The sequence below is a fragment of the Methanomicrobiales archaeon HGW-Methanomicrobiales-1 genome, from assembly GCA_002839675.1.
GTDB lineage: Archaea > Halobacteriota > Methanomicrobia > Methanomicrobiales > Methanospirillaceae > Methanoregula.
On the sequence record PGYM01000003.1, the window covers coordinates 23,395 to 43,856 of the forward strand.

Below are 20,462 nucleotides of genomic sequence, written 5' to 3' on the forward strand. Positions count from 1 at the left end.
TTCATTCACGCATTTTTTTTTAAATATCAGATGTTTTAAAGTATGGTTTTTTTTACCTATGATTTTTCCTGTTTAACGGGTGCTTTGGTGTAACTATCTCATAATCCTGTTGAAGACGCCATCCCCTTGAGAACTGTCCTTAAATGGTCATTTCTATTATCATTGTGGTAATAGTAGTGACCCTGTTGGATCTCTTTTAAAAAAGATATTTATGCTGGTTTTTGGATGGTAAAGACATCTAAGTTAATACTCCCCATCTTGCCATCCCGGTGAAGATAGTAATCTGCAAATCTTTTATCATTGTCGTAGAATGAGAACCAGTAACTCAGTTTGTAGGTTTTTTTATCATAACCATCAATAACTGGATAACTTTCGCTATCATGAAGAATAATTACACCGGGATTTTTTTCCGTCAGGGTCTTTTCATCAGACCGGTTGCCATAGAATTTTACCTTGTTCCAGCGATCGCCACGATAATACCACGGTAGTGGCCAGTAATCCTTCGATGCAATGACTACATTATCGGATGCATCGATAAGCTGCATCACCTCACGCATGTCTTCAGAGTTCTGAACCTGGACAATCGGTTCATTGATATCTACGGGAATGAATGCAACGTGCCAGGTCATGACAACAAGGAAGATACAGCCAACCAGGGCAAATACGATCTTCTGCCAGTTCAGCTTATACGCTGCGACAAAACACATAGGGAGGAGCTGGGGGATGACCAGCCAGGGGACCTTCTCCCCTACATAGGCATAGAATGCCATAGTCAGGATCATCCAGTAGATACAGAACCGGAAAAACTCATCCGATTTGGAATAACCCGGGCGGGGATTTTGCAGCTGATACAGACTTGTTTCGGCAAGATCGCTTGTTGTCCGGGTGAGTCTGCGTGTCAAAATTATATTTTTCAACCGTCTGAATGCTTGAGAGAGATCAATTCCCGCTAGGATGAACTGAAGTGTACCTATGATGGCAAGGATAAAGATCGGCAGTTCATACAGGAGGTAGAAGGGGATATAGAAATAAAACGGACCCCCAAGACGCTGCTCGTTGTGCATGGCAGTCCAATGGTCTATGGCTTTGTACCAGCCGGTGGTATTCATCTCAAAATGAGCACCCTGGACTGAAAGCTGAGGGTTCTGTCCTACCAGCGTTTCAGGATGGTTTCCAAATCCGGTATAGAGCAGACTCATTATTGTTATTGCAAGGAGTAATCCGAATACAAGATCTCGTTTCCAGGTAGCAGGTAAGGTTAAGCTACCTCGCCAGATGGCAAAGGTGAAAAACGAGGCAAAGATCAGGAGGATGACCGGCATCTCTTCCTTGCAACTCAGTGCCCCTGCCATCGCTACAGCTGCGATTATGGCAAATCGGAGTTGTCCTCGTTCAAAATAATACAGGAGGGCAACCAGAAGAAGAAATGTGAAAAAGAGCATGAATATGTCGTGTCTCAGGAAGCGGGAGAAATACACCATATCCGGCGATACTGCAATAAATAGTGCAACGATAAGGGTCTGGTTTTTATTGATATAGCCTATGCGATAAATGCAATAAGCCAGAGGGATTAACAGGGTGCCAAAGAGTGCAGGAAGCAACCGGGCTACCAGATCGGAATCTCCAAACGCAGAGAACATGCCTGCAGTGACATAATAGAGAAATGGCCCATGGTAACTCGGATCGTATATCCATGTGCCTTTTGTGAGCAATTCATAGGAGAACCATGAATGAATTGCTTCATCGTGGTGGAGCAGTTTGAGATCAAGGGTCCAGAATCGAACAAATATTGATATAAGAAGGATTAAAATAAAAATTCTGTTAAAAGTGAAAAAATTTTTAATTTTTTCTGATATGCATGCGGCTTGCTGCACGCCGCACCTTCAACTCTCTAAAACTATCTCAATGCCGATATCCTTTGGCACCTGAATGCGCATGAGCTGGCGGAGTGCACGCTCATCTGCATCGATATCAATGAGGCGTTTGTGCACACGCATCTGCCAGCGGTCCCATGTGGCAGTCCCTTCACCATCAGGGCTCTTGCGGATTGGAACAACCAACCGTTTGGTTGGGAGCGGTATCGGACCGGCCAGATTCACTCCTGTGCGTTCTGCAATCTCACGGATTTTGTCACAGACCATCTCTACTTTATTAAAGTCTGTACCTGTCAGGCGAATTCTGGCTTTCTGCATGGTATGTCTCCAAAAAAAATTATCTCATTTGTTTTGCCTTGATGGCTATACACATGCCAGCGGCAATAGTTGTTCCCATATCCCGGACTGCGAACCGGCCCAGCTGGGGGAGTTCCTTGATATTTTCGATGACCATCGGCTTTGTTGGTTTGATAACAACAATTGCTGCATCGCCACTCTTGAGGAACGTCGGGTTCTCTTCTTTGGTCTGGCCGGTGCGGGGGTCAAGTTTCTTCTGGAGTTCCATGAACGTGCAGGCAGTCTGGGTGGTGTGGCAGTGGAAGACCGGGGTGTACCCAACGGTCAGTGCACTGGGGTGCTGGAGCACGACAATCTGTGCAGTGAATTCATCAGCAACAGTTGGTGGTGCCTCTGCGGGTCCACAGACATCGCCACGGCGGATTTCGCCTTTTGCGATACCACGGACGTTGAACCCGATGTTGTCACCGGGTAATGCCTGCGGAATCTCTTCGTGGTGCATCTCAATGGACTTGATTTCTCCGTCCTTGTTGGCAGGCATGAAGGAAACTTTCATTCCCTTCTTCATGATACCCGTTTCAACACGGCCAACCGGCACAGTGCCGATACCGCTGATGCTGTAGACATCCTGAATTGGAAGACGGAACGGTTTTTCAGTTGGTTTTGCGGGTTCCTTGAATGTGTCAAGTGCCGGTATGAGTGCGAGGCCTTTGTACCAGGCCATCTCGGGGCTGTTTACCTTGATATTCTGGCCGCCAAGTGAACTGATCGGGATGAAAAGAGTCTCTTCAGGTTTGTACCCTACCATCTTGATAAGATCGGAAAGATCCTTCTTGACCTCGTTGAACCGCTTCTCATCGAATTTTACTGCATCCATCTTGTTGATGGCGATGATGATTTGCGTAATGCCGAGTGTACGGGCAAGGAATACGTGCTCCTTCGTCTGGTCCATGACACCATCTGGGGCTGCTACCACGAGAATTGCTGCATCAGCCTGTGATGCACCGGTGATCATGTTCTTGACGAAGTCTCTGTGTCCTGGGCAGTCCACAACGGTAAAGTAGAACTTGGCTGTATCGAAACGCTTGTGGGCGATATCAATGGTGATACCTCTCTCACGTTCTTCCTTTAAGTTGTCCATAACCCATGCAAATTCAAAGGTGGCCTTACCCTTGGTTGCAGCCTCCTTTCGGTAACCTTCGATGATATGTGCAGGTACTGCACCAGTCTCGAACATCATTCTACCAACGGTAGTTGACTTTCCGTGGTCGATGTGTCCGATAACAGCCAGATTCATGTGGGGCTTGTCAGATGCCATTTATGTTCCTCCCAAATAAACGTGTGGGACTGTCCGCTTACAGTCAGTTTATGCGAGTATTACTTATATGAGACCCATCTATATAAAGCATTTCGATTGACGGAGATCTTGCTTTTTTAACAGGTAAAATACACATCGGTATTATCATATTGGATGGTTGAATACCTTTTCTCTATGAAGACCTTGCCTTTTGAGCGCGATGAGAAAAAAAACCGTGTACTTGTTTCGTGTGCGGATGGAGATGTATCGGTATACAGCCATTGTGCGTACTGCAAGAACTGTAAAGGGGTATTGGTGGGAAAACGACTTACGTCCACTCCCCAGCATCAGGCTCTGAATGATATGAAGAAAGGATCGGCTGCAGATGATAATCTGATGAATGCTGCCATGTTGTTCAATACGTTAATCCGGGATGGCTCAGCAATTGAATGCGGAGATGACGCAAATAAAGGATTTTCGCGAATGTATTAGGCTGATCTTTTTAAAAATCTGCCAGTAATCTTTTTTGATATTTCGATCACTACCTCTCTAAACTGGAGGATGTTGAGATGTTCTGTCACACTATGCGCGCCTGTTCACTCAGTTTTCAATTCTCTCAATGGCATGAATCACCAGTTCTTCAAGTTTGAGTGAATGTAATTGTCATCAAATCCCTGACAGCAAATCGATTGTCAATAATGATGTTAAAATCAGATTATCACCAGTGCCAGAATAGCACAAGCCCGGGTAATCTCATTTGTGGCACCAACAACATCCCCATTTACTCCTCCGAACAAACGGTTTGAAATAAGGAGCATGACTGCCGGGCATATGAGTGCTGCCAGGAAGGCACCCATCACTTTGAGAGGAGCAATGGGCATGAAGAAAAGTGGCGCACACAAGATTGCAGCAATGAGGGGGAAATGAGGTTGCGAAAACTGGTGGAGATAACTGTGAATACCTTGTCTGAATGGCGTACCGTATACGGTAAGTAGTGACATTGAAAATTTTGCACAGACTTCTCCAATTATAATAGCAAACACAAGAAAAGTTGATGCCTGTAATCCGGAGAACAGAAGGAGTGTGATCACGATTCCTGCAGCGACCCCCCCAGCTCCAATATAACGGTCCGTAAGTGCCTTGATCCGTTTTTCACTATCTCCATGCGCCATTAACCCGTCACCGAAATCGAGGAGCCCGTCAAAATGATGGACACCTGATATCAGCATGATCAGGGCAATGGCAACCGCCGCTGCAATTGTCTGGTTTGTAATAAAAAAAACCGGCAGTGCGACAAGTGCCCCAATGACATACCCCGCTATAGGGTAGAGATATGAATGGCGGGCAAATAACTCGAGATCCTGCGGTCTACCTAGCGGAAGAATTGTCGTGAACTGCAGGAGGGAACGGAGTACCTTCATATGCATTCGCTGTAGAGACGGGATGTGCACCCTGCGATCAATCCGGCGACCGCATCATCGAGAAATGGTCCGAGTTTTGCAAGGATTCCGGGTTTTTTCTGGTCATACCGGGTAAATTCAAACCGTGCATAGGTACCCCCGATACATTCTGCGATAGCCATGCCGATGATTTCATCGCTCAGTAAAAAGACCGGGTCATCGGCAATTTCTGAATTTTTTCGTTTATTGTAAAGCTCGTCTTCAAGGAGTATCGCGCCAAGAAGAAGTGAGGATACGTTCGGATCTGCCAAATATTTCTTTATTTTGCGCATGATCTCCGCGGCTGCCTCCTCTTCTGGCATACCGTGGGAAACGTAAAGTCCCATGGCAGCATCCACAATATCTTCAAGCGTGATGCCGTTATCGCGCAACCGCTGTTCAATTTCAAACATATGAATAGGTGTTGTACCGAACGGACTATTATATCGTTGTGGATTTTTACCGATATATTCAAACTGGAATGAATTGAAATATACGAGTTGATACGTATGGGATTCCTTTCCGAAATACCGGATGTTACGTTTAAAAAACCGCTCTTCTGCGCCATTCTCGGAAATACCCTGCTCTCCACGGTTCCGGGAGTATCGGGTGCAGGATCAAGCCCTGATAATACCCTGCTGACTCCCATTCTGGATGCGGAACTCGTTGTTCATGGAGCAATAACAAGCCATCCCATAAAACCAAACACCCCCACGGGCTGTCCGACACCGGCATCCATCACCCGTTCGATGATGGAATTAACCCGGTTGCAACCACTGTTCATAAATGCCGGGCTCCGACACTCTCCCACTGTCCCCTGCATCGATGTGTATGGGGAGATTGGAGATGATCCCCGGTTTCATAATGCAGTTCCCCGGGCACAAGCCCTGTTTGAACAGGGAAAATTGATCGGAAAGACTCTTTCTGATTTCAGCGATCTTCTTGTCATAGGTGAATGTGTGCCCGGCGGGACAACCACCGCGCTCTGTGTACTGCGTGCACTCGGGTACAATGCTTCGGTGAGCAGCAGTTTTATTGACAATCCGGTTACCCGGAAAGAAGAGATCTGCCAGATAGCGCTGGCGCGTATCAAGGCTGACAATATCACCGCGCCACTGGATGTACTGAAATATTCCGGAGATCCAATGATGCCGGTGGCGGCAGGAATTGCCTGCACCTATACCGGGCATCTTCTCCTCGCAGGCGGTACCCAGATGCTTGCGGTGAGTGCAATAATTAAGGCAATGGGATTACATCTCCCCTCTGTAGTCACAACTTCCTACGTGAAGGATGATCCCTCGGCCAATGTTGAGCAGATCGCCCGGCAGATTGGGGTAAAAATATTCTATGTTGACCCTGGTTTTGGGGATATCGGACATTCTGGTCTTGCACGGTATTGCATTGGGGAAGTAAAGGAAGGAATGGGTGCTGGCGGGGCGATGTGTCTTGCGCATCTTCTTGGGCACTCCCCGGATGAGATCCGGGCAAAAATCCTGAGTACGGTGAGTGCCTACAGCTGAACAGAATTATAGTGCATCAATACAAACCTCAGCATGATGCTTCCCATTTATGTAGTCAATAATTTCGGCCAGTTCAATCATCTCATCCACCGCGCATTGAGAGATCTGGAAATTGAAGTGGAACTGGTGCCTAATTCCACATCAAAGGAACAGGTTGCGGAAGGATGTCGGGGAATTATTCTTGGGGGAGGCCCGGCCATTGAGCGTGCAGGGAACTGCAGCCAGTATCTCGATCTCGGATTGCCCGTTTTGGGAATATGTCTTGGGCTTCATATTATTGCAAAAAAATTTCACGGCGATGTGAATCCCGGGCGCAGTGGGGGATACGGTCCGGTGGAAGTAGAAATCTGCCAACCTGATGATATCCTTGCAGGGTATCCCGGCAAAGTGAGTGTATGGGCATCGCATGCCGATGAGGTGTCACGGTTGCCAGATGGATTTACCCTGCTCGCTCATTCGTCCATCTGCAATAATGAGGCGATTGCCCATCTGGATAAGCAGATATACGGGCTCCAGTGGCATCCGGAAGTGAGTCATACGTTCGAAGGAAAACGGGTATTTGAAAATTTCAACCAACTCACGCTTGATCACAAGAGATGACTTGTGTTGTACTATTGCCGCTTGGATAGAACGACATAGGATCTTGCATATGAAATCCTATTCTCTGCTGGTACGCATTTCAAAAAATAATCTTTATTTTTCTCCGAATCGCCGGTATGTTTGTTAATTTTATATATTAGCAGGAAAGATGGATCAATATGATAAGCAAAAACGCAAAATGCTGTGTTTTGTTGATATTCGGGATCCTTTTTTTGGTTAGTCCCGTGTTTGCCGCAATAAATACGATCCGTCCTGGAGAAATGGTTTTTCTTGGCGAACAGGGTCTCAATGTAAACTCTGCAATGGAAGGGGATACAAAGATCGGATGGTGGGCATCTGCAGCATCGATTGCCGGCAGTTCCCCGGATAGTACGGTCTCTGTCTCAAATCCTGAAAGTTTCTCCGTCTCCCCAAATTTATTTGGGTCTTATCCTGGGGTATGGTATCATCTTAACCCATCCGGGCAGGCAAATGGGACCGCTTTCAATGTTGTAGATCCTCAATTGGATATCAAAGTAGAGGATACTACCGTTAATGTCGATGTTACTGACAAATGGGTACCCTCGGGTGATGCACTTCGTTTCAGGATCGATACCAACATGTATCCTATATCCTCAAGAACAGGTGGATCGGCATTACCCGTTACCATCAAAGTACAATCCCCTGATGGAGCGATTTTCACCACTCTGATAAGCAACTCCGGAGGAACAACATCCATCGTTGACTATGGTGTTACGACATCCCCCCAATACACCGATTCAATCTGGGGTACAAATAATCGTGAAGCCTATCCCACTGGAACATATACCATATGGGCCGAGTGCAACGTTAACGGTATGAAAGACAATTATGGTGTATCAGGGAAGACCATAAGCAGGGCAGTGAGTTTGCTCAACCAGGATCAGAATCCTCTTATCAAAGTCAATGTGCCGACAACAAATCCAACCCAACAGACAGTCTCCCCTACTAAAACAGTTACAACCCTTTCAACAACGGTACAGCAAACTCCGCAGAATACCTCAGTACCCACACTAACTCAATCCCCAGTCCCAACAGCTACACCCACAATTATCGAAACCACAGTCACTTCGCTTCCAACACTCACTCCGACTAAAACAAAATCTGCCGGATTTGAAGCTGTACTCGCGGGGTTTGCTCTTATACTAGCACTTGTTTTCTGCGCAAAGAAAGAATAAACTCTCTTTTTTTACCGGTTCGCAAGATTTTATTAACTTACTTTCCCATTCCGGTGTATGAACATAGTAACCACCGTAATAAAATCCCGCCATAGCGTGCGGAAATTCAAACCAGAATCTGTGAGCGATATTATCATAAATGACGCGCTCGAATGTGCTTCGCAGGCCCCCACCGCAATGAATATCCAGCCATGGTTGTTTGGTGTTATTAAAAACAAAGAAGTACTTGCAAAGATCGCAGCAATCGCGGATCATGGGACGTTTATCGCAGACTGTCCGCTGTGCTTTGCGGTTTTTGGCGAGAAGAAAGAGACCTATTATCTCGAGGATTGCTGCGCTGCAACAGAAAATATCATTCTCGCTTTGCAGGCTCAAGGCGTTGCATCCTGCTGGGTAGCCGGTGAAAAAAAAGCGTATGCTGATCAAATACGGGTGATGCTGGATGTTCCCGAACAATTCACCTTGGTTTCACTCGTCGCCGCAGGTCTCCCCGCTGAAATTACGATTGCAAATAAAAAGGAGATCAAAAATATTGTTTTTCGGGAAAAATTTGAAACCGATTAATAAACTATTTTTAGAAGAAAAAGGCTCAAACTCAATTTTAAGCATCGGTTATTTTCATACTTCTCATTAAAAAATATTGTAGAATGATCACGCGATCGAAATCGGAATAGATCCGTCCATCCTCATGATTTGAGGGGAGGGGTATCCCTGCCCATCGCGTAGAAAATCAGTCACTCCCTCCTACTGGTCATGAGGGGGTACCCCCACCCCCCCTGTGGGCCGCGTCCGGCGTGAACAAAGTAAATTTTGTCAAATGTACAATTGATAATCAAGTGTACATTTGATTATCAATTGCACATCTTACCCGCGATTTTGGCAGTTGGATCTCAGCGTGCTGCAAAACCAGCACACCAAAAGGAATAATCAGGAAACAACCGGTTGCAATATGCCGACCATGTCAACACCCAAAAACCCCGGAATTATTAAGCATCCGGCCAATCACATCATTGATCATGAATAAAGCGGTTCTGCAGGTGGCACTGGATCTTCTTGAATTGAAACGGGCTTTGCAGATCGCACAGGAAGCCATCGACGGTGGTGCAGACTGGATTGAGGTCGGGACCCCTCTTATAAAAAGTGAAGGTATGGCTGCAGTCCGGGCGATGCGGGATCGTTTTCCCGATTCGGTAATTGTTGCGGATATGAAAATTGCCGATACCGGCGCTCTTGAAGTGGAAATGGCTGCCAAGGCCGGAGCAAATATTGTATGTGTGCTCGCTGATGCAGATGATGCGGTCATTGAAGATGCTATCAGGGCTGCACGGCTCTATGGAATTAGACTGATGGCGGATCTGATCAATGTCACAGATCCGATATCCCGTGCCGGCCAACTCGAAATCCTTGGAATTGATATAATCTGTGCCCATGTTGGCATAGATCAGCAGATGATCGGCAGGAATTCGATCGAACTCCTCTCTACTCTTACCGACGCTGTTCACGTCCCCCTCGCTGTTGCTGGAGGTATCGATGCCTATAGTTCCGGAGATGCCGTACGATCTGGAGCAGATATCATCATTGTCGGGGGTAGTATTACTCGTTCGGCAGATGTTACCGGATCAACAAAAAAGATCCGTACCGCAATGGATAATCCCTCGATCAAAGCGATCGAAAAAAAATCGGCTGATGAAGAGATCCGTGCCCTCCTGATGCAGGTCTCTGCCCCCAACATCACGGATGCAATGCATCGTAAGGGGGCGATGGCCGGGATTTTTTCTGTTTGCGGGAATGTGAAAATGGTGGGAAAGGCAGTCACCGTCCAGACGCTCTCCGGGGACTGGGCAAAACCTGTAGAAGCCATCGATGTTGCCCGAAAAGGTGACGTAATCGTGATCAACAACGATGGGTGTACGCATATTGCCCCGTGGGGAGAACTGGCAACCATGAGCTGCGTGAGTAAAGACCTGTCAGGAGTTGTCATTGATGGTGCAGTACGCGATGTGGATGATATCCGGGCAATGAAATTTCCCGTTTTTGCAAAAGCAATTGTTCCGAATGCCGGTGAACCCAAAGGATTAGGGGAGATCAATGCTGAAATCCAGTGTGCCGGACAGAGTGTGTGCCCGGGTGACTGGATTGTTGGTGATGAAAGTGGAGTTGTTGTGATACCTGCTGTACGTGCATATGAAGTTGCACGAAGAGCACTGGAAGTCAGGAAGAACGAAGAGCGTATTCGCGAAGAGATCCGCAGGGGAAGTACCCTTTCTAAAGTTGCAGAATTAATAAAATGGGAAAAGAAGTGATACTGTTTTAGTGGAACACGCTTCGTTCCAGAAGAGTTGCGCCTGAATTTTTAATCCTTTTTATCGCATCTTCAACCTGATCTACCCTGAGGATAAGCACTGCTCCCTCTTTTCCGGAATAAGCATACGAATACTCAATGTTTATGCCGGCATCTCCCAGGATTTTTGCGACTTCATAAAGTCCGCCCGGCTGATCTTTCATGTGCACGGCAATCACATCGGTAAATGCGATATTAAATCCCAGTGACAGCAGTTTGTCATGCGCTTTTTCCGGGTGATCTACCAGTGCCCTTACGACGCCAAAACCATTTGCCTCAGCAATACTGAAAGCAAGGATATTGATCTTCTCTTCTCCCAGTGCATGAGCAATCGCTGCAAGCCTGCCCGGGCGGTTTTCAGAAAATATCGAAATCTGCCTGATTACATAATTTTTCGTGTCCATTTACATCGACCTCTTATCGATTACCTTCTTTGATTTACCTTCAAATCTTGGTAATGAGCCCGGTTCGACCAGTTCGACATCTACATTCACGTTCAAGGAATTCCTGAGCCGGTGTTCGACCTTCTGCCGTACCTTCATGATATCATTGATTTTGTCACTGAATGATTCCTTGTTCAGTTCTACGCGGACGAGCATATCATCAAGAGCACCCTTCCTCTCGACAATGATCTGGAAATGTTCCCCCACTTCCGGAATTGCCATCAGTGCAAATTCGATCTGTGACGGGAAGACGTTGATACCCCGGATGATGAGCATGTCGTCGACTCTTCCCTGGATTCTCTGGATCCTCGGGTGAGTTCTGCCGCAGGCACAGGTATCTTCCTCCATCGAAGTGATATCACCGATGCGATACCGTATCATGGGAAGGGCCTCTTTCTGAAGAATGGTGATGGTTAATTCGCCTTTTTCACCGGGTTCAAGGATTTCGCCGGTTTTAGGGTCAATTATTTCCACCAGGGCGATGTCAGACCAGATATGGAATCCTTTTTGCTCGGCACATTCTGTGAACATCGGGCCGGACAGTTCACTGGTGCCATAGATATCATAAGCCCTGATACCCAGCCATTCCTGGATGCGGTCCCGCATACCTTCTGTCCAGGGTTCTGCACCCAGGATTCCGGTACGGAGCTGAGTATCTTTTTTGATATCAACCCCCATCTTTGCGGCAACTTCCCCAATGTGAAGGAGGTATGAGGGTGTGCAGGCTATCGCAGTTGCTCCCAGATCCTGCATGAGTTCTATCTGGCGTTCGGTATTTCCCACGCTTGTCGGCAGAACGGTTGCACCAATACGCTCGGCACCATAATGCATACCGAGACCCCCGGTAAACAGGCCGTACCCATAACTTACCTGAATTACATCCCCCCTACCCAGTCCGACTGAAGTAAGGCCCCGGGCAAGCGATGTTGTCCATGTCTGTAAATCATTTTGGGTATAGCCGACAACGGTGGGTTTTCCTGTAGTGCCCGATGATACGTGATAACGGACAAGTTCATCCTGGGTTGCCGTGAAAATCTTATCCGGGTAATTATCCCTGAGATCCCGTTTGAACATGAACGGGAGTTTATGCACATCGGCAAGTTCACGGATATCATCCGGATGGACTTTCTGTTCTTTCATGCGGTCATGGTAAAATGGAGAGAAACTGTATAATCGATATACAAGACTTTTCAAAAGTTTGTACTGCATTCTCTTGAGTTCTTCCTGAGGCATTGCCTCGATGCGTGGATCCCAGCATACCATTATATCGCCTCCCTTCTGTCGATTACCCGTTTTGCTTTCCCCTCAAAACGTGGCAGTGATCCTGGCTCTACAAGCCTGACTGTCGTTCGCAGTTCCAGAGAATCGCGGAGTTCTTTCCCCACTTTTTTCTGGATCTTTGCCAGGTCTGCCAGTTCACCACTGAATGAGTCTCGGTTAATCTCAACTTCGACAGTCATTTCGTCCAGATGATTTATTCTGTCAATATATACCATAAACTGATTGCCCACTTCAGGGATCTTAAGGAGCACGTGTTCAATCTGGGAGGGGAACACGTTGATACCCCGGATGACCAGCATATCATCGCTCCTTCCCGTGATCCTGGCGATCTTCTGCCCTCTCCTGCACAGGCATCCATCCTCCATCAGCATGGTGACATCACCGGTACGGTATCGCAGTAATGGCATTGCCTCTTTTACCAGGGGGGTAACAACCAACTCCCCGCGCTCTCCGTCAGAAACACGTTCGCCTGTATTTGGATCAATGATCTCAACTAAGTAAGAATCATGCCAGATATGGAGCCCGTCCCTCTCTGCGCATTCAAAGGCAACACCCGGGCCGAAGAGCTCGCTCAGGCCGTATGAATCGTATGCCGTAACTCCCAATCGTTTTTCAAGGGTGTGCCGGACACTTTCTGACCAGGGTTCTGCCCCAAAAATTCCTGTTTTAAGGCTGTCAAGAGATTCGCCCATCTCTTCAGCAACTTCTGAAAGATGCATTGCATAACTGGGGGTGCAGTGAATTGTTGTCACGCCAAAATCCCGGATCATCTCGATCTGGCGTTTGGTATTTCCCGTGGCACTGGGGATAACCGTCATTCCGATTTTTTCTGCACCATAGTGGAAACCAAGACCCCCGGTGAACATGCCGTAATTGACCATGTTCTGGAAAATATCTTCCTTTCCTACACCGATCATGGTCATATTGCGTGCTATCAGGTCTGCCCAGACGTCAAGATCTTTTTTTGTATATCCTACGACCGTGGGTTTTCCGGTTGTACCTGATGTAGTGTGGATACGGACAATATCTTTGAGAGGTACTGCAAATAACCCGAAAGGATAGCCATCCCGAAGATCCTGTTTTTTGGTAAAGGGTATTTTCCGGATGTCATCCAGTGTTTTTATTGAGGATGAAGTGATGCCCGCATCCGAGAGACGCTTTTTATAAAAACCGACTTTTTGTGCCTGACTTATCGTTTTTTTCAAGCGTTTGAGCTGAAGTGCCTGCAATTCATCAGGTTTGAGGGTTTCAATTTTCTTATCCCAGAACATCTTCGACCTCTGTTATGCTATCGCATGACAAACTATGTCGTGGCTACGGTATATATCCACCGAAATTTCTGGATGATTCGAACACAAGAGACAGGATTCTGTAGGTTCACTATTTTGGCAAAACGGAAATTGTTTCAATGGTAGAATTCCAAAAAACAAAACACTGGACCAATTGTCACCAAGACATTCTCACTGCAATCGATCTCCGGGAATTTTTTTTCAACAATACCTTGCCGTACGAGCCCGCCCCTTCACCTCAGAGAAAATGATCTGTTGTTAGATAATTATCCAACTGTTAGCAGCTTTACTAACACCCCCGTACCCTGATTGGAATTTTTTCAGCAGTGTCTGCTATGAAAATGTTTCAGAATACAAGGGTTCCGGAACATCCTTTTAAAATTATCCGGAAATGTACAACGATGATTTAATCTGTGGAAATGTGGTAGTAATTATCTGAATTGCGCTGGATCGTACGGGGTTTATGGAAACGAATTATCCTTGGTTGTCGGTGAGTGGGTTTGGCTCTCACATCAAATCGACACAGACAAAATTAATTATCCAGAAAAAAAATGGCATCGAGGAATACTCTCTTGATGCTGTAAAAAACCTCCTTATAGTCGGTGGACACACGATTAGCTCGGCAACTATTACCCAGCTGATAAAAAAAGGTGCAGTAATCTCATTTTTTGAACCTGATGGAAATCCGGTGGGGAGTATCAGTCCTTTTGGCTACCATAATGATTCGGATATTTATCAGGCACAGCAGACCGAATCACGCCATCGCTTCGCAATGACAATTGCCCAGAGTGCCCTGAAGTCCCGCCTTGTCGCTATCAGCCGCTTACAGGAAGCACAGAGTGTATCCCTTTTTTATGAAGCTGAGTTAGATTTCCTTCACAAATCTTTAGAAGAAATGGCGTATCTCATCAAACTCGACGAGATCCGTCGCCTTCACCGTATGACTTCTGATATGTATTATGAGATAATGTCGCGTAACACCAAGCCGGAATTTGGATTCCGGAGAAGGACATTACGCCCTCAAACCGATCCTATCAATGCAATGATCTCATTCGGCTATGCAATGCTGTTTGGCAATTGCTGTGTTTCACTGATAGGGGCGAGGCTGGATCCCGACATTGGCCTGTTGCACGAGGGGAAAGGAAGTCTGGTGAATGATATTGCCGAGTCAATGAAATCTGAAATGATCGATGAAGCAGTATTCAGGATCGCACGCGAGTCCCTCACCTCTGCCGACTTCGAACTCTCTCCTGACCGGTGCATGTTGTCTGATGAATTAGCCAGAAATCTCATTAAAACATTTCATGTTACCATAAACAATAAAAAAATTGATGAACAGGTATCCAATCTCTCAAATGCGATAAGAAATAGTGGTGAATTCAAAGCGCTGTACTGATACGCCCCTCTCCTTTGATGATTGAAAAGTCATCAAAGGCCTTTAACGGTATCTCCGATTGCCGGAGATCCCTGATAACTGCACGGGGACAACCATACACCATTGAAACAAATTTTTCAAGAATCATCAGCTCGCCCGTTGCATAGATGTGAACCCTTCCATCCGGCAGGTTCATTACTGTCCCGGATACTTTCAAATCGGTAGCGATTCTTCGCACGCATGCCCTGAATCCGACTTTCTGGACCCTTCCTGAGATGAAGATCTCGATTGTCCTCATCATCAGATCTCCTGCATTATCTTAATCGCAAGCCCGAGTTCATCGAATACTTCATCGCGCAGTGCTGACTGGCGTATATTGGTCGCTGCGTCAATGGCAGAATCGAGCACTTCCTGAGCTTCGCTTTCACAGCCTGCAGCATGACTCTTCATTGCAATATCGCACATCACATAAGCCCTTCGGGAGAGTGGCCGGATAATCCGTGCTTCTTTCATTGCACTTTGCAGCATGCGCTTTGAGAGTTTTCCATTCCCTTCCTGCCGGAAAAGGATCGAAAGATTACAGAAAAAGATTGCTTCTTTTCCACGATCGGCTATTGAACTGACGATACGTTCAAGTGAGGCGATCTGATTGGGCTGAGCACCGTCATCTAAAATTTTTTCGGTCATCGCCCTGATTTTACTATACTGGGGGGAGATCTCATAAGACTCTTTTTGCCCCATTTGCGTGAGGCGGTGAAGTCTTAACCTGTCATCGTCAATAGTCCGCGTTGTTTCAATGGCGTAGCGGAGGTATTTCTTATCGCTGTGCGTTGTGTACAGCATCGAATACACTTGGGCGACATTGTCGCGGATGGTATCTGCGATATACTGGATGTTGATGTTTTTTGTCAATGCATCTGCCTTTTTTAGTAACGGCATAAATGCATCATCTTTATTGCATTGCAGTGCGAGCGGGACAATATCAAGGATAACTGATGCCTGTTCATACGGTGAATGGATCTGTTCTGTTGCCCCCACCATAAGGGTGAGCAATTCAGCACATCGATCATCATCGTTAATTACCATTCGGGACATGGCAATGAGCGATTTGATGTAATCGACCGGTTCTTTGATTTCGGATACGATGTCGAATGCAATATTGATTAAGGAATCATCGGAGGTGGCGGTATTCAGGCTGGCGATGGCAAAAACAATCTGTCTCCGTGCTATCCCACTATCGGGGAATTCTGCGCTATTCAGGATCTGGATTCCTTCATCAAGGCATTTTTTTGCCATTTTCTGATCGATGGGACCAAACAGTGTGGTCAGGTCAGCTAAAATCAATACTTTCTGATATTCTGTGGGAAGTTTTTCCAGTGAACCTGATACTTCTTTCAGAATTTCAATAGACCAGTCCGGATCTCCTGACTTGAACACGGAATCTGCAAGATTTAACAATCCTGTGAGACGATTGTAAGGATCTTGTATCAGGTGGAGGACCCGGAATATCAGGTTAATAGAAACCGGATTGGATTGTGCCTGTTCCGATCTCTGAAGAAGGTAGGCCAGAATCTCGTAAGGATCGGTTGAACCCGGGAAGGGAGTTTCATCATTGAGATTCGAAATAATACGGGACATCATTGCATCCCTTTCTAATGCATTGCTGATCTCCAGAGAGTACATCGCCAGCGGGATAATAAAATCCGGATTATCGCTCGTTTTTGAATACGAGAGAATCACATCGATTAACCCGGCAATCTTAAGCGAGATTTGCGGTGTTTTTACATTCTTTTTGATTATTTCCAGTCCGCGCTCAAACGGAGGAACCGCATCTGAAAAATTTTGCAGGGGTGGCAAAATCTTTGGTTCTTTGAGCAGGATACATCCAATCTTAATAAAACACTCTGCAATACGTTCGAATAATTGGGTTTTTAATGCAGGATCTTCGATTTTCTGTGCGATCAGGTATGCCTTTTCGAGAGCGTCAGGTGAACGGTTATCAATTGCGTATTTTATCACACCCTCGATAATGTTTGCCATTGCATACGCTGCAAGATCTTTTTCGAGAAGGGAGTTGCTCCATTTTTCCATTCTCAAAAGGAGATCAAGATCTCCCTGGTGCGCTGCCAGGATCGCGGCTTCATCAATAATCCTGCTCAAAGTGGCTGAACGGGTATTCTGTCCATCAATCTGACAGGTAAGCCCGACTGCTCTCTGGAGGAAATCGCGGTTATTTATCTGCACACCGATCTGGGCAATTTTTATGACAATGCTTGAAATAGCTCGCTCTTTTAATGACAATTCTGTGATCGAATCTGCAAGTTTAATCAGGATGCCCGGTTCAAGAGCATCCAGAAATCCCCTGTCCACAAGAAGGGTGATGCACTCAAGAAAGAGAGGATCCCTTCGGGGGTGTAAGTTGATTAGTTCTTTCATGGAATGGATATGGGGGACTATCTCATCAAATGGAGAATTCCGGGAAATTTCAACTGCTGCATGGTATACGGCATTATGAGAAATTTCTGCGGGGATATTCTGGAGAATTGAACTATTAATTTTTGCAATGGAATTTTTTATTACCCCTGCCTTCAGAAGGTTTGTTAAACAATCTGTGTAGAGCGTAATATTTTCTGATTCATGATTGACTTTCCCAAATACATTGAGCGCTGATTCAAAATTTCCTGAACCCAGCATAATCTGGGAAAACTGAAGATAGACCCGGGATAAATATACCGTATTGCAGTTCTTTTCAATAATAGGAATGAGATCAGAAAGCACGTTAATTTCATTAGAACTGCGAGAAACTGAAATACCCGCCTTAATTATCTCCTTTATTGGATATTTGTCGGGATTTGAAATCAGCTGCTGAAGTTGCATTGCAGATTCAAAATACCAGGTATCCCCGGACTGTTCCGCTTTCCTGAGAAGATCAATGACAAGAGTCTCTGTTACAAAAGGCAGGGTTTCGCAGAGGGACTGAAGTACTCTGGCGATCTGTTTTTTATCCTTTTCGCGATCGAGAAGCTGATCAACCAGGGCGCTGATAATCTCGAGTTGATTATCTGAATTACTATCGTTAAAGTGTTGGATAAATGCCGGGATATCGGATATATCCCGGGAAAAAGCAGATTTTATCCCTTTCTCCACAATTGAATTGATACAGTTCTGCCTGCGGATCTTCTGGTGGATATCGGTCGCAATTCTGATACTATCAAGGAATAATGGGCAATTTTTTTCCAGAATCGCAATGGTTGCGATTGCTTTTGCAAGTTCGGAATGAAGGACCGCTCGTTTTGAGATATCACTTATGTCTTCTATGAGACTGAGTGAAGTACGGAGACGTTTTTCATCCCGCGTTGTGATCGCCCAGACAATCAGAAGGGGAATGATATCGATCATGATATCGGAGCGGTATTTCCGGAAACTGATCCGATCGAGCATAATCATGCCCAGTTTGATGAACGAAGGATCTGAATGAGAAACCCCTGCTTCAATGAGATCCCGTGCCATCAATGCAAACACGCGGGACTGATAACTTTTTTTGCCTAATATCTCGGACAGGAATTGAAGAGATTTAAGCCATGTATCATTTTTTGTTTTAATATACTGACAAAGAATACCCGAGAATAAATCCTCTATTTCATTGCTCGGAATATTGGCAATGGCGTATAAAAATGCTGGATTGTTTGTTTTGATGGCTTTATCAACAAGGAGATGATTCAGATCGGAAACAATTGTTTTTCTGGCATGTCGCCCCTGATTCAGGTGCAGCTCCTCAATGCTATCCCTGACGCTCTTCCAATCCTCTGCTGATAGCGCCTGCTGAATCTTATCGATTATTTCGGTGGGTTTAACCATTATTTATTTCCCTGATACAGAAATTCGGGTTATTTATCTCAATTTGACCAAATTAGTTAATAAACCTTACTCTTTTATTTAGGCATAAATTTATATTTTTTTTGGATACTAAAGCAGATTTATCGGTCTTTTGCCTGATATCTCAATAATGGGGCCTTCATTTTTAAGAAACTATAATAATTTCAATTAATTTTTGAATTAAACCATAAAAATCCGTTATTTATTATTTTTACAAACACCCTAAAAAAATTCTGTATTAATTTGCCCGATCAGGATTGTTCTTTGTAACATTCCGGATTGTTTCCATAAGTTCGTCCCGCAGTGCCCTGCCTTGCTTATCATCATCTGCATCAATGATGATCCGGATGAGGGGTTCTGTTCCCGATGCCCGCACCAGAGCCCATGAATTATTCCGAAAAATTTTCACTCCGTCGGTCTGATCAATGATCCCGTGCGAATATGCCGATTTTAATGCTTCGAGTATTGCTGCACCCCCGCTTGCCGAGATCTTATCTTTGATCATATGTCGCTTAGGTAATTCTTCTAATAACCCGGATAATTTTTGTCCGCGTGAAGCAAGAATTGCAACCATCATCGCTGCGGTCATACCCCCGTCACGGCAGAATTGATGGTCGGGAAAGATTAGCCCGCCATTTCCTTCTCCGCCAAAAATAACCTGTGACCCCTTCTCAATAAGCGATCGCATTGTACGGGCAACATAGATGCTTCCGACCGGCGTGTAGGTTACGGTACAGTTGTTCTTTTTAGCTACTATCTCAACCATCTGTGATGTGCTGACCGGAGTAACAATAACTCCTTTTTTCTGATGACAGATATGGTCTGCGACAAGTGCAAACTCCTGGTTTTCCTCGACAAATTGTCCCTTTTCATCAATAAAGACAGCACGATCTGCGTCCCCATCGTGAGCAACTCCAAATGCCGCTCCGCTGCTCACAACGAGCGCAGCAAGCCCTTTTAGTCCCTCTTGGGATGGTTCGGGAAGCCTTCCGGGAAATGTGCCGTCCATAATCCCGTTAATCGTCAGCACCCTGCAACCCAGGCGTGTGAGAATATCCGGGGTTGTGGAGCAGGCCGGGCCTGAACCGGGATCTACAACAACGGTAATTCCTGCACCCGGTTTGCCGGGAAAATAATCCGCTATTGCAGTGACATATTCTTCAATAAAATGAGGTGCAATGGTTTCGTGTCCCACGTGTTCCCAGGAGGTTGTGGAATATGTATGGTCGAATATCCTTTGTTCGAGTTTGATGGTCTCTTCATCTCCCATCTCTGTACCATCAGATTCGATGATTTTAACGCCGTTATATTCCGGGGGATTATGAGATGCGGTGATCATCGCCCCGCCATCAAAGTGATTTTTTACCAGATACTGGAGTGCCGGTGTCGGGAGGATGCCACAGTCTGTCACATCGCATCCCACAGCCATGAGTCCTGACTTGACCGCGTAAGCAAGCGTTTCACCGCTGGTTCTGGTATCCCTGCCAACAGCGATGCGCCCATTTCTCATCGTTCCGAACGCCTCTCCTATGGAAAGTACAAGTTCAGGAGTCAGATCTTTTCCAACAATTCCTCTCACTCCATTAGTACCGAACAATCGTTTCTGGATTTTTTTTGTTTCCATGTTTTTTGAC

Annotated in this window: 18 protein-coding genes; 7 read left to right on the forward strand and 11 right to left on the reverse strand. The window is 45.8% G+C overall.

The genetic code is table 11. The features are described from left to right. Positions 1–209: 209 nt before the first annotated feature. Genes CVV30_09565 through tuf form a run of 3 tightly spaced genes read right to left on the reverse strand, consistent with a single transcriptional unit; the run spans position 210 to position 3,489 of the window. Positions 210–1,874, reverse strand: a complete 1,665-nt coding sequence (locus tag CVV30_09565) for a TIGR03663 family protein (protein ID PKL68175.1) — start codon at positions 1,872–1,874, stop codon at positions 210–212. 9 nt (positions 1,875–1,883) lie between these two features. After that, positions 1,884–2,192, reverse strand: a complete 309-nt coding sequence (locus tag CVV30_09570; GenBank protein ID PKL68176.1) for a 30S ribosomal protein S10 — start codon at positions 2,190–2,192, stop codon at positions 1,884–1,886. A gap of 19 nt (positions 2,193–2,211) precedes the next feature. Further along, complete coding sequence (gene tuf / locus CVV30_09575) at positions 2,212–3,489, reverse strand: translation elongation factor EF-1 subunit alpha (GenBank protein ID PKL68177.1); 1,278 nt, start codon at positions 3,487–3,489, stop codon at positions 2,212–2,214. A gap of 174 nt (positions 3,490–3,663) precedes the next feature. Here tuf and CVV30_09580 point away from each other — a divergent pair, with 174 nt between their 5' ends. Further along, on the forward strand, positions 3,664–3,960 hold the full coding sequence (locus CVV30_09580; GenBank protein ID PKL68518.1) for a hypothetical protein: 297 nt from the start codon (positions 3,664–3,666) through the stop codon (positions 3,958–3,960). Between the two features lie 218 nt (positions 3,961–4,178). Here CVV30_09580 and cobS read toward each other — a convergent pair whose 3' ends face one another. Together cobS and CVV30_09590 are read right to left on the reverse strand one after the other, a co-directional pair. After that, positions 4,179–4,889 carry an adenosylcobinamide-GDP ribazoletransferase gene (gene cobS / locus CVV30_09585; protein ID PKL68519.1) on the reverse strand — a complete coding sequence of 237 codons (711 nt, stop codon included), beginning with the start codon at positions 4,887–4,889 and terminating at the stop codon, positions 4,179–4,181. Continuing rightward, positions 4,886–5,320 carry a phosphatidylglycerophosphatase A gene (locus CVV30_09590; GenBank protein ID PKL68178.1) on the reverse strand — a complete coding sequence of 145 codons (435 nt, stop codon included), beginning with the start codon at positions 5,318–5,320 and terminating at the stop codon, positions 4,886–4,888. The genes cobS and CVV30_09590 overlap by 4 nt, the downstream gene beginning before the upstream one ends. Positions 5,321–5,410: 90 nt before the next feature. Here CVV30_09590 and CVV30_09595 point away from each other — a divergent pair, with 90 nt between their 5' ends. The 5 genes from CVV30_09595 (at position 5,411) to CVV30_09615 (ending at position 10,526) form a co-directional block, all read left to right on the forward strand. Continuing rightward, positions 5,411–6,427, forward strand: a complete 1,017-nt coding sequence (locus CVV30_09595; protein ID PKL68520.1) for a TIGR00303 family protein — start codon at positions 5,411–5,413, stop codon at positions 6,425–6,427. A 36-nt stretch (positions 6,428–6,463) separates the two neighbouring features. Further along, a complete protein-coding gene (locus CVV30_09600) occupies positions 6,464–7,027 on the forward strand; it encodes a GMP synthase (GenBank protein ID PKL68521.1) in 564 nt (187 codons plus the stop codon). Between the two features lie 158 nt (positions 7,028–7,185). Then, positions 7,186–8,223, forward strand: coding sequence for a hypothetical protein (locus tag CVV30_09605; GenBank protein PKL68179.1), 1,038 nt, complete (start codon positions 7,186–7,188; stop codon positions 8,221–8,223). A 57-nt stretch (positions 8,224–8,280) separates the two neighbouring features. Then, complete coding sequence (locus tag CVV30_09610) at positions 8,281–8,787, forward strand: nitroreductase family protein (GenBank protein PKL68180.1); 507 nt, start codon at positions 8,281–8,283, stop codon at positions 8,785–8,787. A gap of 452 nt (positions 8,788–9,239) precedes the next feature. Then, entirely contained in the window at positions 9,240–10,526 is a 1,287-nt protein-coding gene (locus CVV30_09615; protein PKL68181.1) for a bifunctional hexulose-6-phosphate synthase/ribonuclease regulator, read from the forward strand. Positions 10,527–10,533: 7 nt separating this feature from the next. Here the strand turns inward: CVV30_09615 and CVV30_09620 are convergent, their stop codons facing one another. Genes CVV30_09620 through CVV30_09630 form a run of 3 tightly spaced genes read right to left on the reverse strand, consistent with a single transcriptional unit; the run spans position 10,534 to position 13,559 of the window. Further along, positions 10,534–10,968, reverse strand: a complete 435-nt coding sequence (locus tag CVV30_09620) for an acetolactate synthase (protein ID PKL68182.1) — start codon at positions 10,966–10,968, stop codon at positions 10,534–10,536. Beyond that, positions 10,969–12,270 (reverse strand): phenylacetate--CoA ligase, encoded by a 1,302-nt coding sequence (locus CVV30_09625; protein ID PKL68183.1) that lies wholly within the window; start codon positions 12,268–12,270, stop codon positions 10,969–10,971. After that, entirely contained in the window at positions 12,270–13,559 is a 1,290-nt protein-coding gene (locus tag CVV30_09630) for a phenylacetate--CoA ligase (protein ID PKL68184.1), read from the reverse strand. Before CVV30_09630 ends, CVV30_09625 begins: the two co-directional genes overlap by 1 nt. A 481-nt stretch (positions 13,560–14,040) precedes the next feature. Here CVV30_09630 and cas1 point away from each other — a divergent pair, with 481 nt between their 5' ends. Next, entirely contained in the window at positions 14,041–14,973 is a 933-nt protein-coding gene (gene cas1, locus CVV30_09635; GenBank protein ID PKL68185.1) for a CRISPR-associated endonuclease Cas1, read from the forward strand. Here cas1 and CVV30_09640 read toward each other — a convergent pair. The 3 genes from CVV30_09640 to glmM form a co-directional block, all read right to left on the reverse strand. Then, positions 14,957–15,250: an acylphosphatase gene (locus CVV30_09640; protein ID PKL68522.1), complete on the reverse strand. Its 294-nt coding sequence runs from the start codon at positions 15,248–15,250 to the stop codon at positions 14,957–14,959. The genes cas1 and CVV30_09640 overlap by 17 nt on opposite strands. Before the next feature lie 2 nt (positions 15,251–15,252). After that, positions 15,253–18,810 carry a hypothetical protein gene (locus CVV30_09645; protein ID PKL68186.1) on the reverse strand — a complete coding sequence of 1,186 codons (3,558 nt, stop codon included), beginning with the start codon at positions 18,808–18,810 and terminating at the stop codon, positions 15,253–15,255. Between the two features lie 256 nt (positions 18,811–19,066). Further along, positions 19,067–20,452 (reverse strand): phosphoglucosamine mutase, encoded by a 1,386-nt coding sequence (gene glmM, locus CVV30_09650; GenBank protein ID PKL68187.1) that lies wholly within the window; start codon positions 20,450–20,452, stop codon positions 19,067–19,069. Positions 20,453–20,462 lie beyond the last annotated feature (10 nt).